Genomic DNA, 416 nt, shown 5'->3' with positions numbered 1-416 from the left:
AGCGGGCTTGCTCGCAAAGGCGTCACCTCGATCTCAGGCAGTAACCGCCCTGGCCGGCACCTCCGCCACCCCCAACCCATCCTTCATCCGCTGGGCATCGCGCACAAAACTGCGGGACGCCTGGAACAGAAACAGCATGGTCAAAAACAGCGCCACCGGAATCAGGTACATGGCGTCATGCAGTCCCACCGCCTTGTAAGCCTCAGTCATCTGCTGGGCACCGTCGGCATACATCGCCGAACGCGCCACATGACCCGACAACCCGCCCACCACAATCGGCCCCATGCCCCCGCCCAGCAAATACAAGCCGGCGAAGAACAATGCCATCGCCGTCGCCCGCAGGCGCGGCTCGACCACGTCCTGGATCGCCGTGTACACGCAGGTGTAGAAGTTATAGGCAAACAGCCAGCCGACAC

At 62.7% G+C, this 416-nt stretch carries 1 pseudogene; it reads right to left on the bottom strand.

Going from position 1 to position 416, the window contains the following annotated elements:
* Positions 1 to 33 precede the first annotated feature (33 nt).
* Positions 34 to 416: pseudogene (locus tag HX869_RS30195) on the bottom strand (MFS transporter); the annotation flags it as partial.

This window comes from Pseudomonas sp. P7779, assembly GCF_013386315.1.
Taxonomy (GTDB): domain Bacteria; phylum Pseudomonadota; class Gammaproteobacteria; order Pseudomonadales; family Pseudomonadaceae; genus Aquipseudomonas.
The sequence above is the reverse complement of the archived record's forward strand: the minus strand, read 5'-3'. Positions and strand labels throughout refer to the sequence as shown.